This window comes from Umezawaea sp. (genome assembly GCF_036375055.1).
Lineage (GTDB): Bacteria > Actinomycetota > Actinomycetes > Mycobacteriales > Pseudonocardiaceae > Umezawaea.
Genome location: NZ_DASUSQ010000006.1, coordinates 96519 through 115248, shown reverse-complemented (window position 1 = coordinate 115248; position 18730 = coordinate 96519). Strand labels below are relative to the sequence as shown.

19 protein-coding genes are annotated in these 18730 nt (G+C 72.4%); 5 read left to right on the top strand and 14 right to left on the bottom strand.

Features of this window, described 5'->3' with window-relative positions; translation table 11 throughout:
- Positions 1-45: 45 nt before the first annotated feature.
- Together VFZ92_RS02125 and VFZ92_RS02120 are read right to left on the bottom strand one after the other, a co-directional pair.
- The gene (locus VFZ92_RS02125) at positions 46-1830 is read right to left on the bottom strand and encodes a sugar phosphate isomerase/epimerase and 4-hydroxyphenylpyruvate domain-containing protein (RefSeq protein WP_330873938.1); all 1785 of its coding nucleotides are present in this window, start codon (positions 1828-1830) and stop codon (positions 46-48) included.
- Positions 1820-2755, bottom strand: a complete 936-nt coding sequence (locus VFZ92_RS02120) for a shikimate dehydrogenase (protein ID WP_330873937.1) — start codon at positions 2753-2755, stop codon at positions 1820-1822. Before VFZ92_RS02120 ends, VFZ92_RS02125 begins: the two co-directional genes overlap by 11 nt.
- Positions 2756-2874: 119 nt before the next feature.
- Here VFZ92_RS02120 and VFZ92_RS02115 point away from each other — a divergent pair, with 119 nt between their 5' ends.
- On the top strand, positions 2875-3531 hold the full coding sequence (locus tag VFZ92_RS02115) for a TetR/AcrR family transcriptional regulator (protein WP_330873936.1): 657 nt from the start codon (positions 2875-2877) through the stop codon (positions 3529-3531).
- A gap of 106 nt (positions 3532-3637) precedes the next feature.
- Positions 3638-4993: an MFS transporter gene (locus VFZ92_RS02110; RefSeq protein ID WP_330873935.1), complete on the top strand. Its 1356-nt coding sequence runs from the start codon at positions 3638-3640 to the stop codon at positions 4991-4993.
- A 220-nt stretch (positions 4994-5213) separates the two neighbouring features.
- Here the strand turns inward: VFZ92_RS02110 and VFZ92_RS02105 are convergent, their stop codons facing one another.
- The 6 genes from VFZ92_RS02105 to VFZ92_RS02080 form a co-directional block, all read right to left on the bottom strand.
- On the bottom strand, positions 5214-5432 hold the full coding sequence (locus tag VFZ92_RS02105) for a helix-turn-helix transcriptional regulator (protein WP_330873934.1): 219 nt from the start codon (positions 5430-5432) through the stop codon (positions 5214-5216).
- Positions 5432-5914 (bottom strand): DUF2975 domain-containing protein, encoded by a 483-nt coding sequence (locus VFZ92_RS02100; RefSeq protein WP_330873933.1) that lies wholly within the window; start codon positions 5912-5914, stop codon positions 5432-5434. Before VFZ92_RS02100 ends, VFZ92_RS02105 begins: the two co-directional genes overlap by 1 nt.
- A 60-nt stretch (positions 5915-5974) precedes the next feature.
- Positions 5975-8377: a hypothetical protein gene (locus VFZ92_RS02095; protein WP_330873932.1), complete on the bottom strand. Its 2403-nt coding sequence runs from the start codon at positions 8375-8377 to the stop codon at positions 5975-5977.
- A 232-nt stretch (positions 8378-8609) separates the two neighbouring features.
- Positions 8610-9113, bottom strand: a complete 504-nt coding sequence (locus VFZ92_RS02090) for a methylated-DNA--[protein]-cysteine S-methyltransferase (protein ID WP_330873931.1) — start codon at positions 9111-9113, stop codon at positions 8610-8612.
- Positions 9110-9703, bottom strand: coding sequence for a methylated-DNA--[protein]-cysteine S-methyltransferase (locus VFZ92_RS02085; RefSeq protein ID WP_330873930.1), 594 nt, complete (start codon positions 9701-9703; stop codon positions 9110-9112). The genes VFZ92_RS02090 and VFZ92_RS02085 overlap by 4 nt, the downstream gene beginning before the upstream one ends.
- Positions 9700-10182 (bottom strand): sigma-70 family RNA polymerase sigma factor, encoded by a 483-nt coding sequence (locus VFZ92_RS02080; protein WP_330873929.1) that lies wholly within the window; start codon positions 10180-10182, stop codon positions 9700-9702. Before VFZ92_RS02080 ends, VFZ92_RS02085 begins: the two co-directional genes overlap by 4 nt.
- Before the next feature lie 144 nt (positions 10183-10326).
- Here VFZ92_RS02080 and VFZ92_RS02075 point away from each other — a divergent pair, with 144 nt between their 5' ends.
- Positions 10327-11637 carry an MFS transporter gene (locus VFZ92_RS02075; RefSeq protein ID WP_330873928.1) on the top strand — a complete coding sequence of 437 codons (1311 nt, stop codon included), beginning with the start codon at positions 10327-10329 and terminating at the stop codon, positions 11635-11637.
- On the opposite strand, the gene VFZ92_RS02070 is transcribed toward VFZ92_RS02075, so the two are convergent.
- The gene (locus VFZ92_RS02070) at positions 11634-12869 is read right to left on the bottom strand and encodes an SDR family NAD(P)-dependent oxidoreductase (protein WP_330873927.1); all 1236 of its coding nucleotides are present in this window, start codon (positions 12867-12869) and stop codon (positions 11634-11636) included. The two genes, VFZ92_RS02075 and VFZ92_RS02070, sit on opposite strands and share 4 nt — an antisense overlap.
- Before the next feature lie 195 nt (positions 12870-13064).
- On the opposite strand from VFZ92_RS02070, the gene VFZ92_RS02065 reads away from it, so the two are divergent.
- Positions 13065-13928 (top strand): SDR family NAD(P)-dependent oxidoreductase, encoded by an 864-nt coding sequence (locus VFZ92_RS02065; protein ID WP_330873926.1) that lies wholly within the window; start codon positions 13065-13067, stop codon positions 13926-13928.
- Between the two features lie 15 nt (positions 13929-13943).
- Here the strand turns inward: VFZ92_RS02065 and VFZ92_RS02060 are convergent, their stop codons facing one another.
- Complete coding sequence (locus tag VFZ92_RS02060; RefSeq protein WP_330873967.1) at positions 13944-14150, bottom strand: hypothetical protein; 207 nt, start codon at positions 14148-14150, stop codon at positions 13944-13946.
- Between the two features lie 113 nt (positions 14151-14263).
- Between VFZ92_RS02060 and VFZ92_RS02055 the strand changes: the two genes are divergently transcribed.
- A complete protein-coding gene (locus VFZ92_RS02055; protein ID WP_330873925.1) occupies positions 14264-14668 on the top strand; it encodes a DoxX family protein in 405 nt (134 codons plus the stop codon).
- A 52-nt stretch (positions 14669-14720) separates the two neighbouring features.
- Here VFZ92_RS02055 and VFZ92_RS02050 read toward each other — a convergent pair whose 3' ends face one another.
- The 4 genes from VFZ92_RS02050 to VFZ92_RS02035 form a co-directional block, all read right to left on the bottom strand.
- The gene (locus VFZ92_RS02050; protein WP_330873924.1) at positions 14721-15263 is read right to left on the bottom strand and encodes a hypothetical protein; all 543 of its coding nucleotides are present in this window, start codon (positions 15261-15263) and stop codon (positions 14721-14723) included.
- 46 nt (positions 15264-15309) lie between these two features.
- Positions 15310-15960 carry an NAD(P)H-dependent oxidoreductase gene (locus VFZ92_RS02045; RefSeq protein ID WP_330873923.1) on the bottom strand — a complete coding sequence of 217 codons (651 nt, stop codon included), beginning with the start codon at positions 15958-15960 and terminating at the stop codon, positions 15310-15312.
- A 201-nt stretch (positions 15961-16161) separates the two neighbouring features.
- Positions 16162-17136, bottom strand: coding sequence for a hypothetical protein (locus VFZ92_RS02040; protein WP_330873922.1), 975 nt, complete (start codon positions 17134-17136; stop codon positions 16162-16164).
- Positions 17137-17160: 24 nt separating this feature from the next.
- Positions 17161-18690: an OmpL47-type beta-barrel domain-containing protein gene (locus VFZ92_RS02035; protein ID WP_330873921.1), complete on the bottom strand. Its 1530-nt coding sequence runs from the start codon at positions 18688-18690 to the stop codon at positions 17161-17163.
- Positions 18691-18730 lie beyond the last annotated feature (40 nt).

The window sequence follows — 18730 nt, the reverse complement described above, 5'->3', positions numbered from 1 at the left end:
GGGAAACGGCTGAACCACGCCCTTTTGTCCCCCGATGGTGTTGTCTCACCGGTCGTGCGCGGCCCTGCGCCGCCTGCGGTGCGCGGCCATGAGGACGGGCGCGTTCACCGCGCCGTAGCCGGAGTACCCGCCGATGCGCTGCACCACCTCGAAGTACACGCGGTCGCCGAGCACCTCCGTGCAGAAGTGCAGGAACTCACCGTGCTCGTCCCGGTCGTAGAGCACCGAGAACTCGCGCAGCGCGGCGAGGAGCCCCGGATCGGGGGCGAACCGGGCGTCGAGGTCGTCGTAGTAGTTGTCGGGGATGTCGAGCAGCGGGGCGCCGAGCCCCCGCATCACGCGCGCGCTGGCGACGGCGTCGGAGGTGGTGAACGCGACGTGCTGCGGCTCGCGGACGTCGGGTCCCCAGCTGCCGCGGCGCACGAGCGTCGAGTCGAGCGCGATGCGGACGCGGTGGCCGCGGTCGACGACGGAGTGCCTGCGCACCAGGCCGAACGGCGCCGCGAACTCGGTCTCGTCGTCCAGGTGCAGGCCGAGGACGGCGCGGTAGAACAGCCCGGCCTGCTCGAAGCGGTCGAACGGCTCGGTGAGGCCGACGTGGTCGGTGCCCAGCACGCCCGCGTCGGCGTGCTCCCCGGCGTCGGGCTGGGTGGTGAAGTCCGCGAGCCAGTCCTGGTCGTCGCGGCAGAAGACCACGGACGTGCCGTCGGGCGCGGCGACCGCGGTCGCGCCGAGCGACGGGGCGAGGAACGACGTGGCGCGCGCCGCCGACGTGGTCGGGTCGGGGCTCGCGACGGCCACGGCGGTGACGGCGGCGTGCCCGCCGTGCGCGGGGTCGCGGTGGTGGAGCACGATCCGCGCGTCGCCCTGCCGCCACAGCTCCACGGGCCGCGACCGGTGCCGCCCGGCGGCGGCGAACCCGAGCCCGGCCAGCGCCGCCCCGACCCGCGCGGCGGCGGTCTCGTCGACGTCGATCTCGGTGTAGGCGTGGCCGCCCAGGACGGGCGCGGCGTCCGGCGGCTCCTGGAGCAGGAGCAGCGACCGCATGGCGTCGACGGCGGCGGCACGGGGGTCGGACTGCCGGAAGACGTCGTTGAACACCTCCAGCGACAGCGGTCCCCGGTACCCGGTGGCGAGCACGTGGTCGACGAACGAGGTCAGGTCGAAGGCGCCCTGGCCGGGGAAGAGCCGGTGGTGGCGGCTCCACTGGAGCACGTCCATCCGCAGCCGCGGCGCGTCGGCCAGCTGGAGGAAGAACACCTTCTCGCCGGGGATGGTCCTGATGGCGACCGGGTCGACCTCCCTGGACAGCACGTGGAAGCTGTCCAGGCACACGCCGAGCGCGGGGTGGTCGGCGGAGCGCACGATCCGCCACGCGCGGTCGTAGGTGTTGACGAACCGGCCCCACGCCAACGCCTCGTAGGCCACGCGCAGGCCGCGCCGCCCGGCGTGCTCGGCGAGGGTGTGGAGCTGTTCGGCGGCGAGGTCGTCGTCGTCCACCGCGTCCGGCGACACCGAGGAGCAGACCAGGACGGTGTCGGCCCCGAGCCGCTCGACCACGTCGAACTTCAGCTCGGCCCGCCGCAGGTTGAGCGCGAGCACGTCGGGCGGCACCGCCTCGAAGTCGCGGAACGGCTGGTAGAGGTCGATGGACAGGCCCAGGTCGGCGCACTCCTGCCGCACCCGCTCCGGCGACCACGGCGAGGCGAGCAGGTCGTTCTCGAACAGCTCCACGCCGTCGAACCCGGCCGCCGCGGCGGCGGCCAGCTTGTCCTCCAGCGTGCCGGACAGGCACACGGTGGCGATCCCGCGCCGTCGGTCAACCGACATCGGACGTCCCCTCCCCCGAGGTGCGGACCAGGTGGTCGAAGTGGCTGAGCATCCGGTCGACGTCGGGTTCCTCGCCGGTGAACAGCCGGAACCCCTGCGCGGCCTGGTAGGCGAACATCCGGCCGCCGTCGAGCACGCGGCAGCCGCGGGCCCGCGCGGTGGTGACCAGCTCGGTGTCGAGCGGCCGGTAGACGACCTCCGCGACCCACAGGTCCCGGCGCAGCAGGTCGGCGGGCAGCGGGAGGCCGGGGTGCTCGGCCATCCCCGTGGGGGTGGCGTGCACGAGGCCGTCGGCGGACCCGATCGCCGCGGCGAGGCCGTCGTCGCCGTGGACGGCCACCGCGCGGCCCGCGCCGAACCCTGTCCGGAGCGACTCCACCAGCGCCGCGCTGCGGTCGCCGTCGAGGTCGGCGACGTGCACGGTGCCCGCTCCGGCCGTGAGCAGCCCGTAGGCCACGGCGGCGCCCGCCCCGCCCGCGCCGAGCAGCACGACGGAGCCGAGGGCCGCTCCCGGCAGGCCGACGGCGAGGCCGCGGGTGAAGCCGGACCAGTCGGTGTTGTGGCCGACGGCCCGGCCGCCCTCGAACACCACCGTGTTCACCGCGCCGAGGGCTTCGGCGTCGGCGGACAGCTCGTCCAGGTGCGGCAGGACGGCCTGCTTGCACGGGTGGGTGATGTTCAGGCCGCGGTAGCCCGCGTCGCGGGTGATCGCCAGGACGTCGCCGACCGCCTCGGGCGCCAGCCCCCAGTCGGCGAGGTCGATCCGCCGGTACCGGTAGCGCACGCCGAGCCTGCGCGCCTCCCCCTCGTGCAGCGCCGGGCTCAGCGACGGCCCGATGCCCGTTCCCACGAGCCCGACCAGCAGCGCGCCGCGCGCCAGGTCGGCGTGTTCGCGGACCGCGTCGGGGAACGAGGTGTGCGACATCGGCGACCTCTCCTCGTAATGTACGAACTGGTGAGTTAGTTGTACCCCAGGACGGGCGGCGCGGGGAAGGGGACACCTAGAGTGGTGGGCGGCAGCACCCGTGGCGAGAGAGGAAGTCCGTGGCAGCACCGCCCTCCGGGGACGCGCCGGCCGTCGACCGCTCCCGCGACGCCGAGCGCACCAAGGCCGAGATCCTCGCCGTCGCCGCGCACGAGTTCGCCGACAAGGGCTACGACGGCGCCAGGGTGGACGAGATCGCCGCCAAGACCAGCACCACCAAGCGGATGATCTACTACTACTTCGGCGGCAAGGAGCAGCTGTTCATCGAGGTCCTGGAACGCTCGTACGCGGTCATCCGCTCCATCGAGCGGGACCTCGACGTCGAGCACCTCGACCCGATCGACGCGCTGCGCAGCCTCGCCGAGCTGACGTTCGACCACCACGAGTCGCACCCGGACTTCGTGCGGCTGGTCAGCATCGAGAACATCCACCGCGCCGAGCACATCGCGCACTCGACCGAGCTGGCCGGGCTGGCGAACCCGGCGCTCGACGTCCTCACCCGCATCCTCGACCGGGGCCGTGCGGCGGGGTACTTCCGCGACGACGTCGACGCGCTCGACGTGCACATGGCGATCAGCGCGTTCTGCGTGTTCCGCATCGCGAACCGGCACACGTTCAACGCCATCTTCGGCCGGGACATGCTGGACCCGGCCCGCCGCGAGCACCACCGCCGCATGGTCGGCGACCTGCTCGTGAGCTACCTGACCTCCCGCTGAGCCCTTGACACGGCACGGCCGAGTCCTCACCATCTCCGCTATTAACTATCTAGTACGTACGTAGCCGGTCCCTGTTCTGCAACGGAGCACCACAGAGGAGCCCAACGTGGCCGCACACCCCGCCGGTCCCACGCCCACACCCGGCAAACCCCGCAAGGCCGCTCTCGCCGCGTGGATCGGGAGCGCGCTGGAGTACTACGACTTCTTCATCTACGGCACAGCGGCGGCGCTGGTCTTCGGCAAGATCTTCTTCCCGACGTCGAGCCCCGCCACCGGAACCCTGCTCGCGCTGGCGACCTTCGGCGTCGGCTACCTCGCCCGACCGGTCGGCGCCGTGGTCCTCGGGCACGTCGGCGACCGCTTCGGCCGCAAGCGCGTGCTGGTGTTCACGCTGCTGCTGATGGGGTTCTCGACGTTCCTCATCGGCTGCCTGCCGACCTACGACGACATCGGCGTGGCCGCGCCGGTGCTGCTGGTCATCACCCGACTGCTCCAGGGGTTGTCCGCCGCGGGCGAGCAGGCGGGCGCGAACTCGATGAGCCTGGAGCACGCCCCGGACGACAGGCGCGCCTACTACACGAGCTTCACGCTCAGCGGCACCCAGGCCGGGCAGATCCTCGCCACCGCCGTGTTCCTGCCGATCGCCGTGCTCCCCCAGGAGGACCTGCTGTCGTGGGGCTGGCGGCTCCCGTTCTGGCTCAGCGCGATCGTGGTCGTCGTCGGCTTCGTGATCCGCCGCAAGCTCGACGAGACACCGGTCTTCGAGCAGGAGATCGCGGGCAGGGCTCCCACCAAGCTGCCGATCACCATCCTGTTCCGCGACCACTGGGCGGACGTGCTGCGGGTGGTCGCGGCGGCCGTCATCGCCTCCGTCAGCACCATCTTCACCGTCTACGCCCTGTCGTACGCGGTCAACTCCGCCGGGCTGGACCGGACGCCGATGCTGTGGGTCGGTGTGCTCGCGAACGTCGTGGCGCTGGCCGCCATCCCGCTGTGGGCGAGGCTCGCCGACCGCGTCGGCCGCAAGCCGGTGTTCATCGGCGGCTCACTCGGCTGCGCCGTCCTGATGTTCGCCTACCTGGGCGCGATCTCCTCCGCCGACTACACGCTCGTCTTCCTCGTCGGCATCCTGCTGTTCGGCGTCGTCTACAGCGCGACGAACGCCGTCTGGCCGTCGTTCTACGGCGAGATGTTCACCGCCGAGGTCAGGCTCTCCGGCATGGCGATCGGCACCCAGATCGGGTTCGCCGTCGCCGGGTTCACGCCCTCCATCGCCGCGGCCATCGCGGGCGACAAGAGCGCGAACTGGGTCGGCGTGGCGGTGTTCACCGCCGTGCTCTGCCTGGTCAACGTGGTGGCCGTGGCCACGGGACGGGAGACCTACCGGACGCCGACCGCCGAACTCGGCGTCCGCGCCCCCTCGGCGCCCGCGGGCGTCGCGTCCCGCGGTGCCGAGGGGTAGCGCGGGACGCCGAGGGGGCGCCGATCCCGGTCCTCGCGTTCTCGGGGATCAGCCTGCCGACGGCGAGCGCGACGCCGCGCGAGATCGTCACCGGTGCGTGAACGCGGGGTCCGGTTCGAGCCGCCCGCGCACGCCGGCTCGGTGACCTGCTCCGGCACCACCCCGTCCACCGGAACCCCGTCGCTCGACCAGGCGCACCCGTGGCCCCGCTCCGGCGGGGTCACGGCCCCGCCTCGTCCGGCACCCAGCGCAGCACCTCCCCCGGCTGGCACTCCAGCACCCGGCAGATCGCGTCGAGCGTGCTGAACCGCACCGCCTTCGCCCGCCCGTTCTTCAGCACGGCGATGTTGGCGACCGTGATGCCGACGGCCTCGGCGAACTCCCCGACGGACATCTTCCGCCGCGCGAGCAGCACGTCGATGTCGACCACGATCGCCATCAGACCACCTCGGCGAGTTCACCCTCGATCGCCGCCGCCTTCCGCAGCAATCCCCGCATCACGACCATCACCAGGACGAACGCGAACTCGACGAACCCGGCCGCGGCCACCTGGAAGAACAGGAAGCTCGCGGGCTCCTCCAGGTCGAGCGTCGAGAGGTGCCCCGCGACGCCGAAGGTCAACGCGGTCGCGGCGACCGCCGCCCAGGTCACCACGTCGACCCACAGGAACGCCCGCCTGGTGAAGATCGCGTCCGCCTCCACCATCGCGAGCAGCATCCACACCGCGACCAGCGCCGCCTGCACGCACGCGACCACCAGGACCGCGAGCACCGTGTAGGGCGTGGCCATCGGCGCGAGTTCCGGCAGCTGCTCGGCCTGGTCGCCCGCCTGCACGGGGATGACGACCAACTGCCCGAAGAGTCCACCGAGGACGCCGAAGAGGATGACGCCCCGCAGCACGAGGATGGCGAAACGGTTCATGCGATCGATTATCGATGGCTTCCTATCGAAAATCAATAGGTAACGGCCACACCCGCCGCTCTACGACGCACTCCGGTCGGACAGGGCGGCGCCCAGCGCGACCCGGAACTCGCCGAGGACGCTCCACGCGAGGGCCGTGTCGATCGCCATGTGCTGACGGGCCGCGGCGAGCGCGACCGCGACACCCCCGGACTCCCCGGCCCCGAGTTCCCTGGCGACCCGCGCGAGCGCCACCCTGCCGAAGTCGCCGCCGAACACCTCGGTGAGCACCTGGCAGAACAGCAGGTAGCACGCCACCTCGGCGCACAGCTCGGCCAGCGGTGTGGGCGGGGTGCTCCGCGACGACCGCCAGACGTCCTCGGCGAGCGGGAGCAGCCGGGCCACGTCCGCGGTCGTCGCGTCCCGCAACGCCCTGATCAGCGATTGCGGCTGGTCCGGGGGGTCGGTGTCCGATCGAGCGGTCCGCCTCGCGGAGTGCGTGAACGCTCGGAGCTTGAGGTCGAGGTCCTGGCGCACCAGTGCCCGCGTCACGTCGGCGAGGAGCAGTTCGCCGGTGTGCCGCTCGTGGAGGTCGTGGAGGGCGATGGCGGTCCGGCCGAGGTCGCGCGGCGATCCCGCGGACATGCAGTGGCACAACCACACGAAGGGTTCCGGGATGCCGAGCGCACGCTGGGCCAGCCAGTCGCGGGACTCGGCGAGGGTGAAGGGCCGAACGTGGACCATCGTCGTGAAGGCGCTGTCGAAGGCGTCGCGAGCGGGGATGCCGCGGCGTTCGAACGCCGTGAGCGCGTCGTCCGACACGGAGACGAGGAACAGGCAGTGGCGGACGCCGAAGACGCCCTTGATCTCGTTGAGGAACCGCTGCGCCTCCTCCGGGTCGGCGATCTTGTCCAGTTCGTCGATCGCCACCACGATCCCGCTCAACTCCCCCATCCCGACGGCGAGCACGTCGACCACGAGGTCGAGGAAGTCCCGCAGGCGACCCACCACCTCGGGGTGGGTCCAGGGCTGCTCCGCCTTCGCCAGCGACCGGGTCCACCCCAGTTCCGACCCGATCGGAGCGCTGACCTTCCCGGACCACCCGGACGTGTGGGTCTGGAGGAACCTGATCGTCCTCAGGTGCTGGCGCGCGACCACCTCCAGGGCCGCGCGAGCGGGTCCGCGCCCGGTGGGCGAACGCTGTCGCGCGACCAACCGCGGGAGGGCGTTGAGCAGCGGCCTCAGCACCACCCACGCCAGTCCCCACGCTCCCCGGAGCGCGAAGAACAGCGCGAGCACCGCCGCGCCACCGCGCAGGTCCCGGTTCTCGACGACCCCCTGGGCGTTGGCCCACAGCTGATCGGTGAACTCGGCGGCCTCCCGGACGAGAGCCGGGACACCGCCGTCCCACCCCCACGCCAGTCCGGCGAACCCGAGTGCCATGAGCAGCCACGCCGCCGCCCAGTGGACCGCCTTCGACACGTCCGCGGCCCGTCGCCGGAACAGGTACCGCCGGTGCAGGCGCGCCCACTCGTGCCGGGTCTCCGAACCGGTGCGGTCGCCGGGGTGCGCGAGGAAGTCGAGCACGGCACGGCAGACGCAGGCGTGCAGGTGGAGCACGAAGTCGCGCGCGTCGTAGCGCACCGGGGCGCTGGTCAGCACCCCCAGCATCGGCGCCGAGTCCGAGTCGGTGAACTCGTTCCCCACCGCCCGCTTGATGATCGTGCTCTTCCCCGCCCCGCGAGCGCCCGCGAGTCCCACCGCCCCCGGCAGCCTGCGGTTGACCTCGCGGGCGCACTCGTCGACCGCCGAGGTCCGCACCAGCGGCCCCTCGCCGGCGGGCAGGGAGAGGCCGTCCGCGTCGCGCAGTTCCAGCACCAGGTCGAACGACGGCGTCGTCTGCGCGCCGAGCCACTTCCGGAGTGCGGGTCGGAGCACCTCGTCGCGCAACTCCTGGCGCTGGTCCCAGCGGTGGGTCGGCACGCGCACCGCCAGCCGCACCAGCACCGCCGCCCACAGCAGCCTGTGCCAGAACTCCACCGGCAAGCCGAACAGCGCGCAGCCGATGGAGCCGGGGAGCACGATCAGCAGCGACAGGACCACCACCGGCGCGGGGAGGTGGGCGCCGAACGACAGGAGCAGGGCGAACCAGCAGGCCGGGACGCCCACCATGGCGATCATGCAGCGCCACTCGGCCGGGGTCGGCTTCCAGACCGGTGGCCACCACCTCGGCTTGGAATTCCGGTGGACGTCGATGTCCTCCTCCAGCCCGGCGACCGACTCGAACGCCCGGCGCGCGCCCGCCATCACGGGGCGCTCCTTGGACACCGCTGCCACGACGTGCGACGGCTTCAACTTCAACCGCCCGATCTCGGTGACGAACTCGTGCTCCCCCACCAACCGCTTGAGGCAGGCCTCGACCTCCCCCAGCACCATGCCGTCCTGGCGCGCCACAAGAGCCTCCTCGGTCAGGTCGGAGGGCATGTTCGCGTGGAACGGATCGTGCGGTGCGCGAAGTCCGCGGGGTTCACCCGGATGGAGCCGACCGGCGCGGAGGCGCACCCGAGAGGCACTCGACCGCGACGGTGCGGTCGCGTGCCTTCGGCTCACACCTGCCGGAACCCGTCACGACACCATCCGGAGTGGGCGATCGGCCGGGCAGGGCCGGGTGGACGGCGAGCAGCACCGCGGCAGGCGGGTGCGACCCCCGCGAGGATCAGAACAGTCGACCTTCGGCCTCGGCGGGCGGCTCCTCCAGGGTCAGCAGGAACCGCTTGCGCTCCAGCCCACCCGCGTACCCGGTCAGGCTCCCGCTCGCCCCGACCACCCGGTGGCACGGCACGACGATGCTGATCGGGTTCCAGCCGTTGGCGTTCCCGACGGCCTGCGCGGAACCGGGTTCGCCGAGTTCCACGGCCAACTGGCCGTAGGTGCGGGTCTCGCCGTGCGGGATCGTGGTGAGCAGCGCCCACACGCGGCGCTCGAACGCGGAGCCGCGCGGCGCGAGGGGGAGGTCGAACTCCGTGCGCTCGCCGTCGAAGTACTCCCCCAGCTGCCGCACCACCTCGTCGAAGCCGTCGTCGGTGCGCGGCCCGAGGTCGGTCAGCCTCGGCGTGCGCCGGTGGCCGTCGAAGTAGAGCCCGACCAGGGCGTCGCCGTCCGCCACGAGCGTCAGGTCGCCGACCGGGGACGCGGTGGTGGTGTGCCGCACGCCGGTCACGCCGCCTCCAGGGTCAGCAGGGTCCGCTTGGCGTCCTCGCCGCCGCGGTAGTTGCCGGACGAGCCGTCCGAGCGCACCACCCGGTGGCACGGGAGGACCAGCGGCAGGGGGTTGGTCGCGCACGCGGTGCCGACGGCGCGCACGGCCTTCGGGCTGCCCGCCGCGGCGGCCACCTCGGCGTAGCTCTCGGTCCGCCCGTAGGGGATCTCGGCGAGGTGCGCGAGCACGGCCCGCCGGAAGCCCTTGGCCAGCCGGAGGTCGAGCGGGACGTCGAACGCGCGGCGCCCTCCGGTGAAGTACTCGTCGAGCTGGCGCGCGACCGGGTCCAGGCGCGCCGGGGCGGCGAGGACGCGCGGGCTGACCGCGTCGGCCAGCGACGCGAGCACGGCGTCCCGGTCCTCGCGCTCGAAGGCGACCCGGACCAGTCCCTCCTCGGTGGCGGCGAGCAGCAGCGCGCCGATCGGCGAGTCGACCGTGCGGTAGGCCACGTCCAGCAGCCCGTCCCGCTCGGCCGCCGCGACGAGGCGGGCCCGCAGGCGGGCGTCCGCGGCCTCGTCGACGACGGGCAGGGTCTCGAAGACGTCCGTCATGCCGGTGCTCCTTCCAGGTAGGTGGCGCGCAGGGCCTTCATCCCGTCGGCGGCGGCGCGGCGGGCGGCGTCGGTCGAGCCGCCCACGATCTCGGCGACCTCCTGGTACGGCAGGCCCACGAGGTGGTGGTAGACGACCGCCGCCCGCTGCTTGTCCGGCAGCTTCGCCAGCGCGTTCCACAGGTCGCCGTCCCAGTCCTCCGGCCTGCCCGACCGGACGGCCGCCTCCGGCGGCTCCTCGACCGGCACCGCGCGGCGGGCTCGCGCCCGTGTGACGTCGACCGCCTTGCGGTGCGCGATCGTGACGAGCCACGCCTCCACGTTCGCGTCCGCGGGCAGGGCCGGGTAGGCCTTCAGCGCGGACAGGAACGTCTCGGACCAGGCGTCCTCCGCGTCCACCGGCCCGACGACGGCGCGGCACACCCGCAGGACCACCGGTCCGTAGGTGTCCACGACCTGTTCGAACGGCCTCACGCTCACCTCTCGTAGACGCTCGGGCTTCCGGGAACGTGAGATCCGATCCCCGACGACTTGATATCGTCCATTGCGGGACACGCTGCCTCGTATCTGGCCTGGCACGGGCCCCCGACCCGAGGCACCACCACCCCGAGGAGACCGCCACCCATGTGCGCCGCGTGCGGAGTCCCCACCCACGTCGCCGAACCGCCCGCGGGGCCGCGCAAGTTCGCCGCCCTGCGCAACCGCGACTGCCGCCCGTACCTGTTCGGCGCGGGCCTGGCGATGATGGCCGACAACATCGAGCACGTCATCACGTACTGGGTGCTGTGGGAGAAGTTCCACTCCCCCGCGCTCAGCGGCTTCCAGGTGATCAGCCACTGGCTCCCGTTCCTGTTCTTCTCGGTCTACTTCGGCTCGCTGGCCGACCGCTTCGACTGCCGCCGGATCATCCAGGCCGCGCAGGTGCTGTTCATGGCCGTGTCGGTCGCGTGGGGCGTGCTGTTCCTCACCGACACGCTCCAGGTCTGGCACGCCTGCGTGCTGCTGGTCCTGCACGGCTGCGCGGGCGCCCTGTGGGGCCCTGGCGAGCAGCTCCTGCTGCACGACTTCGTCGAGCACGACGAGCTGCCCAGCGCCATCCGCCTCAACGCCACGTTCCGCAGCCTCGGCGTCCTGTTCGGACCGGTCGTCGGCTCGGCGCTGCTGCTGCTCCTCGGGCCCACCGCGGGCATCTTCGCCAACGTCGCCTTCTACCTGCCGCTCACGCTCTTCCTGTTCCGCACCAGGTTCACCGGCCACACCCGCAACGAGGGCGTGCCCCGGCCCCGGCTGGGCGTCGTCGACTCGATCCGCGTGTTCCGCGACGTCCGGTCGAACCGGACGCTGGTCAGCATGATCGTGCTGGCGGGGCTCGGCTCGTTCTTCGTGGGCGCCTCGCTCCAGTCGGCCATGCCGATCTTCGCCCACGACCTCGGCACGGGCGGCGCGGGCCTCACCTACGGCGTGCTGCTGTTCGCCAACGGGGTCGGCGGTGTCGTCGGCGGCATCCTGCTGGAGGCCACCGGCCGGATCACACCCAACGTCAAGGCGGCCGTCCTCAGCACCGGGGTCTACGGTCTGAGCAGCCTGTTCTTCGCCTTCACCACCAGCTACCCGGTGGCGCTGCTGATGCTGCTGGTCGGCGGCGTGGCGAACATGGCGTCGATGTCGATCGGCCAGACCGTAGTGCAGCTCCTCGCCCCGCCCGCCGACCGCGGCAGGGTGATCGGCCTGTACGGCATGTCGTCCGGCGGGCTGAGGGCGGGCAGCGGCTTCACCGTGGGCCTCCTCGGGGCCGCGGTCGGCGTGCACTGGTCGCTCGGCCTCAGCGCCCTCGCCCTCTGTCTGGGCACGGCGGCGGCGGGCTTCTACGCCCTGCGCGGCGGCGGCGACCGCGCACCGACCTCCGTCCAGGGCGACCCGGCCGCGGGCGGCTAACCCAGGTCCATCCGCCGCGCGATGGCGAACAGCAGGCCCGGCGCGACCCGGTTGAGCGCGGCCAGCAACCGGGCCTCGCGCGTCGCGGGCACGAAGAACCTGTTGCGGGACACCGCGCGCAGGACCGTGGCGGCGACCTGCTCCGGTGGCGCGGCCCGCTTCCCGGCGATCTGGACCGCCTCGTCGCGCCGCCGCGCCTCCTCGGTCTCGTCGGCGCCCGCGAACCGGGCCGACGCGGCGATGTTCGTGCGGACGAACCCCGGCACGATCGCGGTCACGCCGATGCCGTGCCCGGACAGCTCCGCGCACAGGCTGCGGGCCAGCGTGACGGCACCGGCCTTCGTGGTGGCGTAGGCGGATTGCCCGCGCGTGTGGAAGAAGCTCGCCATCGAGGACGTCACCAGCAGGTGGCCGCCGGACCCGCGCTCCACCAGGTGCGGCACGAACGCGCGGAACGTGTTGATCACGCCCCACAGGTTCACGCCCACCACCCGGCGCCACTCCTGCTCGGTGACGGCCAGGAAGCCGCCGATGACGGCTATGCCCGCGTTGGCCATCACGACGTCCGGCACGCCGTGCTCGGCCACCACCCGCGCCGCCACCTCGTCGACGGCCGCCGAGTCGGAGACGTCGACGCGGTAGGCCGCCGCGGTCACGCCGTGCGCCCGCGCCAGCTCGGCGGTCCCCTCGGCGGCGGCCAGGTCGAGGTCGGCCACCAGCACGTCGGCGCCGTCCGCGGCGTACGCCAGCGCGGTGGCCCGCCCGATGCCGCTGCCGGCTCCGGTGACCAGCACGAGCTTCGCGCCCACCGCGGCCCGCCGCAGCTCGGGGCTCACCGCGTCGCCGTTCACCTCGTCGACGAACTCCCCCACCATCCTGGCGAGGACGGCCGCGTGGCTGCGCGGGACGTCCGCCCCGGCGACGACCGACCGGCGCCACTGGCGGCCCGCGCCGTCGAACGGAGTCGGGAGCACCGCGCGGCGGCGGACGGGCCTGATCCACTGCACCGGCACGTCGGAGGCGGGCCGCCTGCCGGACACGACGGTCAGCGACACCACGTCGCGGGCGCGGGCGGCGACGGCCACCGACCTCCGGCCGTGCGCCACGAGGTGCACCGGACCCCCGGTCGTCGGCGGTTCGGTCACCACGGCCACGTCGTGGCGGTCGCGCAGGCGTTCGGCGACGCCCTCCCAGGAGGAGGGGTCGTCCACGAGCAGCACCAGGCGGCTCACCGGCGTGCCCCCGGAACGGGCGGTTCAGCGGAAATCACCCCGAAAGGCTATGGCCGGAACACCATTTCCCCCGGCCCCTATTCCGCAAGACAGGGGTTCGAAATAGGGGTCGTTTAGGGGTCCCCCTGCCGAGAGGCCCGCCTCTACGCTCCGGGCATTCCCAACTATTCACCACCCAACCGCACCGGAGGGCCGATGAACAACGTCCTGATCACGGGCGGAACCGACGGTATCGGCCGCGCCGTCGCATTGGACAGCCTCCGAAAAGGCCACTCGGTCCTCGTCATCGGCAACACCCCGGAAAAGGGGAACGACTTCCTCGCGCGGGCGGCGGACCTCGGTGCCGCCGACCGCGCGGCGTTCCTGCGCGCCGACCTCCGCCTCGTGGCCGAGAACGGCCGCGTGCTGGACGAGGTGCGGTCCCGGCTCGACCGGCTGGACCGGCTCGTGCTCTGCGCGCAGCACTACCGGACCAGGCCCGTGCGCACCGCCGAGGGCGTGGAGGAGAACTTCGCCCTGTCCTACCTGAGCCGCTTCGTGCTCAGCCACGGCCTGCTCGACCTGCTCCGCGCGAGCGACGACCCGGTCGTGATGAACGTGTGCGGCACGGGCACGCCCATCGGCTCGATCAACTGGGACGACCTGGCCTTCGAGCGGACCAGGGGTGGCTTCAAGGCGTTGATGCAGGCCAGCCGGGCGAGCGACCTGCTGGGCGTCGCGTTCGCGGAGCGCGCGGAGGGCGTGCGGTGCGTGCTCTACAACCCCGACTTCGTGCGGACGAACCTCCAGCGCGGGCTGCCGCAGCCGTGGAAGGCGCTGGCGGTCACGCTCGTCACCGTGCTCGGCACGTCGCTGGAGAAGGGCGTCGTGCCGCTGCTGCACCGGCTGGAGAACCCGCCGCCCGAGCCGCTCAGCGCGTTCCGCGCGCACAAGCGCGTCGACCTGGCCTCGCGCGCGTTCGCCCGGTGCTACGACCCGGCCGACGCGCGGCGGCTGCACCTGGCCACCACCGCGGTCCTGCGCGACCTCGGTCGGGCGGACCTGTCACCCGACCGCTGACCCACGCGGCCGGGCTCACGCGTGGCGCTTGTGGCCGCCGATCCCCTCGTCGTCCGCGCCGTGCCAGAGCGCGTGGTCGTACGGGTCGTCCGGGACGAACACCACGTCCTGCTCGACCGCCCGGCGCGGCGCGGGCGCGGTCCGGTCGCCGTTCTCCAGCACGTCGATCCTGGATTTGAGCAGATCGATCGCGCGCCACATCTCGGTGATTTCCCCGTCCACAACCCACCCTCTTCCCACCGCGAATCAATCGACGTGCCGAAACTAGCGTGACGCTCGTCTCAACCCCAACCCCTAAAGACCCCGGACACCCCCTAGTGAACAAAGGAAGAATCATGGATCGCGCTCGCAACCTGACAATGCTGATCAGCCGCGTGCTCGTCGGAGCGATATTCATCCTGCACGGCCTGATCAAGGCCACCAACCTGGAGGCGAGCATCGACGGGTTCGCCACCTACGGCGTCCCGCTGCCGACCGTGTCGGTGTGGTTCGCCCTCCTGGTGGAGATCATCGGCGGCGTCGCGTTCATCGTCGGCTACGCCACCCCGGTGGTCGGCGTGCTGTTCGCGCTGGTGACCGTCGGCGCGCTGGTGTTCGTGCACGCCGAGAACGGCTTCTTCGCGGGCAAGAACGGCATCGAGTACGTGCTCGTGCTCGCGGTGGTGAGCGTCGGGATCGGCTTCAACCCCGGCACCATCGGCGTGGGCCTGTCGAAGGCGCGCGACTCCGTCCGGTCGTGACGCGCGAACGGGTGGGGCACCGGTCCCCCGGCGCCCCACCCGTTCCCCGCGGTCAGAGGACGAGCGTCCTCGCGACCACCTGCGTGCTGTCCGTCAGGCAGTAGGTGTGCCCGCCGACCCAGTTCGACATCACCACGTACCCCGGCGTGAACGTCAGGAAGCCGGGGCGGTCGGTCGCCAGCGAGCCGACACCGCCGGTGAACGGGATCGGGTTGTCCGCGGGCACCGCCTCCACGTTCGTCAGCCCGGTCACCTCGACCGAGCCGGGTGCCGTGCCCCCGACGCCCACGGTGTGGGTGAGCCGCAGGCCGTTGGCCGGGACGTCGATGTGGGCAGGCCCCAGGTCGAGCAGGGTCATGCTGACGTCCAGGTCGACGACGTCGTGCCGCCGCACCAGCCTCGGCGCCACCACGGACACCTCGAAGCGCACGTCGAAGTTGCCGACGGTGGAGTTCGGGTCGTCACCGCAGGAGTACGGGACGACCGCGGTGCCCGCACCCGTGCTCGGCGCCGCCGACGCGACGGGGGCCGTCCCGACCACCGACGTGAGCGCGAGAGCCGCGAGCAGGTGGGCACCACCACGTGACCAGTTCATGGAACACCTTCCCCAGTGGACGATCCGCCGGGAGAACCGGGACCGGTCATCCGGCGGACGCCGCGGCACGCGCCGCGGCCGCTTCGGCGAACATGTCGGCGGCGTGCACCCGCAGCGACTCCGACACCACTCCCGCCGCTTTCGCCGACAGCACGTCGGCCAACATGTTCAGCTGGATCCGGAGGAGCTTCACCGCGACCGGGTCGGTGATGCGCACGGTCCCGTCCGGCTCGGTCACGAGCACGTCGTGCGCCGCGTTGACGACGACCTCGGGAGCCGGGATCACCGTGTTGCGCAGGTGGACGAACACCTGGGTCGCCTCGGCGAGGGCGCGGAACCCGAAGGCCCGCCCGGTCGTGGCGACCAGGACGACGACGCCCTTGCCGCACAGCGGCGGATCGGCGACCGGCCGCGACGCCCAGTCCAGCGCGTTCTTCACCACGCCCGGCAGCCCGTGCAGGTACTCCGGGGTGGCGAGCACGATCCCGTCGGCGGCGCGGACGGCGTCCCTCAGCCGCGCCACGGCGGGCGGCGCGGGCTCGACGTCGAGGTCCGCGTCGTACAGCGGCAGGTCGCCGAGCCCGTCGAAGACCTCGAACTCCAGCCCCTCCGGGGCCAGCGCGGGCAGTGCGCGCAGCAGCGCGCTGTTGTACGAGCCGTCGCGCAGGGAGCCGGAAATCGCGAGAACGCGGGACACCACGTGCACCTCTCCTCCTGTTCGGAGATCCAGACAACCGCATGCCCGGTGCGCGTGACACCCCTAAAACCGTTGCTGGGGAGGGGAACAGGGGTTGATGAGGGGTTGTCCGGCGCGGACGGCACCACTAAGATAACCGACCGCGGACGAGCCGGAGGCCCGTGCGGGTCACCGCACGGGCCTCCGGTGTCGAGCGGAACCTCACAGCCGGGCGGTGCCCTTCGCGGCGACGGAGGTCCCCACCTGGGCGAGCCGGTCCTCGGCGCGCTGGCGGGCGGTGCCCCTGGTCCGCTCGGTGGCGTCGGCCTTGCCCGCCGACGGGCCGGTCCGGTCGCCGACGATCCCGTTGCGGACCCTGTTGTTGTCCGCCACCTCGGCCACCGGGTTGTTCGCGGTCAGCGTGAGCGAACCGTTGACCACGTTGTCGTCCAGCGTCGTGCGGCCCCCGGTGGTGTTGGAGATAGCGACGTCCCTGGCGAAGTAGCCGCCCGACGCGCAGGAGTCGAGCCCGCCGTTCGGGCCGAGCTGCACGCCGCCGACGTTGCCCGCGAACGTGGCCCTGCCCTGGACCGCGCTGCCGCACACCACGCTGCCGGTGGCGTTGTTGAGCACGGACAGCGTTCCGTCCACGAAGGTCCCGTGCAGGTCGGTGAAGTACGCGCCGTTGGTGCTGACGCCGCCCGTGACCTCGCTGTCGGTCACGGAGACCTCGCCGACGCCCGCGGTGACCGCGCCGTCGACCTTGGACCCCTGCTCGGCGAACAGGAAGCCCTCGACGGTGGCCGAGCCCTTCGGCTGCACCACCACCCCGCCGGTGTCGGTGTTCTTCAGGAAGACGCCGAAGCCGCCCGCCGCCAGGGTGACGGCGCCGTCGATCCGGCTGTCGGTCGCGTCGAGGTAGCCGTTGGCCGCGACGGCGACCGCGCCGTTGACCGTGCCGCCGTTGACCACGAGGTTGCCGCCCGCCGCCACGCGCACGTCACCGGTGATGGTGGTGCCCCGCAGCGAGCACGACTGGCCCTCCGGCACGAACAGGTCGTTCGGGACCGTGACGGCCCCGCCGCTGCCCACGCAGTACGTCACCAGGTCCGCGCTCGCGCTCTGGGCCGTGCACACCACCGAGGCGGTGAGGATGGCGCTCAAGATCGCGAGCGTGGGTGCGGTCCGTGTAGCCATCTGAGTTCTCCCTGCTCTGCGAAGCTACTTGCCGATGTCGGATCGCGAGGCCGCGCGCACGATGACGCCCTGCTGCCTGCGGGTCAGTGCGCTGCTCGCCACGAGGCCGTCGGTGACCTGTTCGACGTGCCGGACGAACGCCCCGTGGTCCGGGTAGTCGCGGTGCTGGTCGACGAGGTCGCTGATGGTGCAGCCGTCGCCGGTGTCGACGTTCGGGACGCCGGTGTCGTCCTGCCCGATGACCACGGTCGGTCGTTCGTCGGAGTCGGGGCAGGCGTCGCCGCCCGCCGCGACGACCGTGAAGGACACCTCCCGCGTCGCGGCCGTGTTGCCCGCCTGGTCGGTGGCCCGGTACCGCACGGTGTGCGCGCCGACCGCGGTCACGGCGACCGGGGCCGAGTACCGCGTCCAGTCGCCGCCGTCGAGCGAGTGCTCGACGAGCGCCACCCCGGACTGGGCGTCCGTCGCGGTGATCGTCACCGTCGCCCTGCCGACGTAGTGACCGCTCGGGTTCGTGGTTCCCGCGAGCGACGCGGACGTCGTCGGGGGCGTGGTGTCGACCGGTGGTGCCGCGACGACGGTGAACCCGACCATCCCCTCCGGCGACACGTTCCCCGCCCGGTCGGTCGCCCGGAAGTGCACCATGTGCGACCCGACCGCCGACACCTCCACCGGCACCGTGTACACCACCCAGGAACCGGAATCCACCTGGTACTCCGTCAACTCCACACCAGACCCGACATCGGACGCCGCCACCGTCACCGTCGCCCTGCCCACGTACGCACCGCTCGCGTCCCTCGTCCCCGACACCTCCCCCGACACCACCGGCGGAGTCGTGTCCGACGGTGGTTCGACGACGCGGAACGACACCGACCCGATCTCGGAGGTGTTGCCCGCGCGGTCGGTCGCCCGGAACCGGACGGCGTGCTCGCCGACCGCGGTGACGCGCACCGGCTCGGTGTAGGGGGTGAAACCGGCGCCGTCGACCTCGTGCTCGACGAGCCCCACGCCGGACCCGGCGTCGGAGGCGTTCACGGTGACCGTCGCGGTGCCGAGGTAGTCGCCCGCGGCGTTCTTCGGACCGGTGACCTCCGCGCCCACCGTCGGCGGGGTCGTGTCGGCGCCGCCCTCGGTGACGGTGAACTCGCCGACCATCGACCCGTGGCCGGGGATCGCGCAGAAGTAGCGGTACTTGCCGGGGGTGAGCGTGATGGTGGCCTCGTGCTTGCCGTTCTGCGTGTCGAACGGGTTGGCCAGCACGTTCAGGTCGACGTCGTGGTTGTAGCCGGGGGTCGAGGTGTCGAAGGTGAGGGTGTGCGGCATGCCCGTGGTGTTGCCGGTGGCCTCGCTGTTCTCCCAGACGATCTTCGTCACGCCCGCCACGGCCGTGGTCGGTGCCGACCTGTACCGCGTGACGTCGTTGTCCGCGGTCCAGGTCAGCACCTGCTCCTGGGCCTGAACGGGTCCGGTGGTCACCGCAGAGGCCGGGACGACGGCGATCAGCGACGCCCCCACCAGGGCGGTCGCCACACCGGCGATCAAACGTCGAAACATGCTGCACCTTTCCCGAGTGCGGTGGCCGGCCGGTGCGCCG

Coding starts and splice junctions, on each gene's coding strand:
- VFZ92_RS02125 (WP_330873938.1), bottom strand. CDS start 1,830: ATGTCGGTTGACCGACGGCGCGGGATCGCCACCGTGTGCCTGTCCGGC.
- VFZ92_RS02120 (WP_330873937.1), bottom strand. CDS start 2,755: ATGTCGCACACCTCGTTCCCCGACGCGGTCCGCGAACACGCCGACCTG.
- VFZ92_RS02105 (WP_330873934.1), bottom strand. CDS start 5,432: ATGGCGATCGTGGTCGACATCGACGTGCTGCTCGCGCGGCGGAAGATG.
- VFZ92_RS02100 (WP_330873933.1), bottom strand. CDS start 5,914: ATGAACCGTTTCGCCATCCTCGTGCTGCGGGGCGTCATCCTCTTCGGC.
- VFZ92_RS02095 (WP_330873932.1), bottom strand. CDS start 8,377: ATGCCCTCCGACCTGACCGAGGAGGCTCTTGTGGCGCGCCAGGACGGC.
- VFZ92_RS02085 (WP_330873930.1), bottom strand. CDS start 9,703: ATGACGGACGTCTTCGAGACCCTGCCCGTCGTCGACGAGGCCGCGGAC.
- VFZ92_RS02075 (WP_330873928.1), top strand. CDS start 10,327: ATGTGCGCCGCGTGCGGAGTCCCCACCCACGTCGCCGAACCGCCCGCG.
- VFZ92_RS02065 (WP_330873926.1), top strand. CDS start 13,065: ATGAACAACGTCCTGATCACGGGCGGAACCGACGGTATCGGCCGCGCC.
- VFZ92_RS02055 (WP_330873925.1), top strand. CDS start 14,264: ATGGATCGCGCTCGCAACCTGACAATGCTGATCAGCCGCGTGCTCGTC.
- VFZ92_RS02050 (WP_330873924.1), bottom strand. CDS start 15,263: ATGAACTGGTCACGTGGTGGTGCCCACCTGCTCGCGGCTCTCGCGCTC.
- VFZ92_RS02040 (WP_330873922.1), bottom strand. CDS start 17,136: ATGGCTACACGGACCGCACCCACGCTCGCGATCTTGAGCGCCATCCTC.
- VFZ92_RS02035 (WP_330873921.1), bottom strand. CDS start 18,690: ATGTTTCGACGTTTGATCGCCGGTGTGGCGACCGCCCTGGTGGGGGCG.